Origin of the sequence: Citrobacter sp. wls826, assembly GCF_005281245.1 — a bacterium.
Classification (GTDB): Bacteria; Pseudomonadota; Gammaproteobacteria; order Enterobacterales; family Enterobacteriaceae; genus Citrobacter; species Citrobacter braakii.
This window is the reverse complement of sequence record NZ_SZWS01000012.1, coordinates 129,813-132,114: the sequence shown is the minus strand read 5'-3', so window position 1 is coordinate 132,114 and position 2,302 is coordinate 129,813. Positions and strand designations below refer to the sequence as shown.

Below are 2,302 nucleotides of genomic sequence, written 5' to 3'. Positions count from 1 at the left end.
GCGGGAGAGCATCAGCTGCAACCTAACGCTGAGTGGGACCGCCATTACCTTCACGGCGATGGCTGGCTGAATCGCTGGCGCTGTGTGGCACACTCTCCGACGCAGCTCAGACTGGAGTATATCCATCGGCAGGGAGTCTATCTTTATACGGCGCAGCAGGTTTTTACCCTGAGCGCCAGCGGGGTTGAGGTTGAACTGATCGTCACCAATGAGGGGGATTCGCTCCCGTTTGGCCTGGGCTGGCATCCCTATTTCCCGCTGTCGCCGGGAACCCGTATACAGGCGCATGCCAACGGCTACTGGCTTGAGAAAGAACACTGGCTAACCGGCGCGCACCAGGAGAGCTTGCCGCAAGAGCTGGATTTCAATCAGCCCGCTCCGCTGCCTGAACATTGGGTGAATAATGGTTTCTCCGGCTGGGATGGGGCTGCGGCAATCCAGCAACCCGATTTGGGGTATCAGCTTTTGATGACTACCGAGCCACCTGCGCCCTGCTATTTTGTTTTTGTTTCCGATCCGGCATTTGATAAGGGATATGCATTCGATTTTTTCTGTTTTGAACCCATGAGCCATGCGCCTGACGATCACCATCGCCCGGATTTTGGTCAGTTAACCCTGTTGGCATGCGGCGAAAGCATGCGGCAAAAGATGACTCTGAATATTCAGTCTTATTAAACTCCCTGCCCGGAAACGGGCAGGAATAACGTCAACTTCGGCGGCTTCTATACTTATTCCGGCGTTGTTGACTGGGCAAAAATGCGCTTATCAGGCTGCTATCACAACGACTTCAGCGCTACGCCTTCATCGCACAGCGCTTCCTCGCTTACTACTCGTCCTGAATGAATTAACTTACGCAGTGCGCGCACTTCGCGTCCGTTGTTGAGCGCTACTGCGCCAATTAGCTTCCCATCACGCAGGTTGAACCAGATAGCCTTGCCGTCATCCGGATTGCCACGACATAGCCATGTTTGCCCTTGCATATCGCCAACAAATTGCAGATTGTCATTAAATTGGTCGGTCCAGAACCAGCCAGGCGTCTTCTCCGGCAACGGCAGATTGAGCATTGCGGCAGCGGCAATCTGTGCCTGGTTATTGGCATTTTCCCAGCTTTCTACCCGTTCTAACGAACCGTCAGGCTGGCGCGTTATCGCCACATCACCGGCGGCAAAAATCGCGGGATCGGAGGTGATGCAGGCGGAGTCAACGATAATACCGTTAGCCGTCTCCAGCCCCGCTTCGCGAGCCAGCGCATCATTCGCCACGATACCGATGCCATAAACCAGCGCATCGGCCTGTAGCGTCTCGCCGTTTTGCAGGGTAAGCGAGAGAAACTCTCCCGCTTCAGCGTGCTCAATGGCGCTGTTGAGCAGCACCCGCACCCCTGCCTGTCGGTGGCGGTTTAGCAGATAGTCGCGCACCGGAGCAGGGGCGTTGCGACCCATTACCGTTGAGGCCAGCTCCACTAACGTCACCCGACAGCCGCGTAGGATCGCGCTGGCCGCTAATTCCAGGCCAATGGTGCCCGCACCGACAATCACAATCGACTTGCCCGGCAGCAAGGCACCGCGCAGACGCTCGGCATCTGTGGCGTGACGCAGGGTAAAGCAACGTTCGCCCAGTTTATCCAGTAGCGGCAGCGGTCTGGCGGCGGCCCCGGTCGCCAACAGCAACTGCGACCAGCGGTAGGACTGACCATCGGCGAGCATCAGCGTGCGAGAGGTGCGGTCAATCTGACGCAGCGTGACGCCAAGATGCAGCTGTACGTTGTTCTCCCGCCACCAGTCAGCGTTCAGGATCGGCTGTCGCTGTGGATTTTCGTCCAGCAGCATCGCTTTGGAGAGCGGAGGGCGTTCATAGGGCAGATACGGCTCATCGGAAAACAGATGCAATTCGCCGTTAAATCCTTGCTGACGCAGTGCGACGGCGGCCATTGCCGCAGCCTGACCACCGCCGACGATAGCGATAATTTTATGGCTCATAACGCCTCCTCAGAGATCCAGTCCGGCGGCAACGTGACGAATACCGCGAATGCCCAAACCGGCATCGGCATTGATCATCACGCCACTCAATGTGCGATTGTTGCGCTTTGACGCCAGCATCACATACGGGCCGGTAAAATCCGCTGGCTCAGGAAAAAACTGCAACGGCAAAATGGCGGCGATTTTTTCCGGCGTCAGCGACTGCATAATCGACGTATCGCCCTGGCCCAGCGCCTGTGGGCCGCGCAGATCGGTCGCCATACCGCACGGACCGACGCCGTTGACGCGCACCTTTGGCGCCAGCTCGTAGGCTAACTGGCGAA

Annotated in this window: 2 protein-coding genes and 1 pseudogene; 1 reads left to right on the top strand and 2 read right to left on the bottom strand. The window is 57.4% G+C overall.

Annotation, left to right across the window (positions count from 1 at the left end):
• Positions 1 to 675: aldose 1-epimerase (locus FDW87_RS01595; RefSeq protein ID WP_252362943.1), on the top strand; the 675-nt coding region annotated here is incomplete at its 5' end.
• 101 nt (positions 676 to 776) lie between these two features.
• Here the strand turns inward: FDW87_RS01595 and hcaD are convergent.
• Both hcaD and FDW87_RS21480 read right to left on the bottom strand, forming a co-directional pair.
• The gene (hcaD, locus tag FDW87_RS01590) at positions 777 to 1,979 is read right to left on the bottom strand and encodes a phenylpropionate dioxygenase ferredoxin reductase subunit (protein ID WP_137379385.1); all 1,203 of its coding nucleotides are present in this window, start codon (positions 1,977 to 1,979) and stop codon (positions 777 to 779) included.
• A gap of 9 nt (positions 1,980 to 1,988) precedes the next feature.
• Positions 1,989 to 2,302: pseudogene (locus tag FDW87_RS21480) on the bottom strand (3-(cis-5,6-dihydroxycyclohexa-1,3-dien-1-yl)propanoate dehydrogenase); the annotation flags it as partial.

Excerpts from the sequence above, each read along its gene's own strand:
- hcaD (WP_137379385.1), bottom strand. The coding sequence starts at position 1,979 with ATGAGCCATAAAATTATCGCTATCGTCGGCGGTGGTCAGGCTGCGGCA.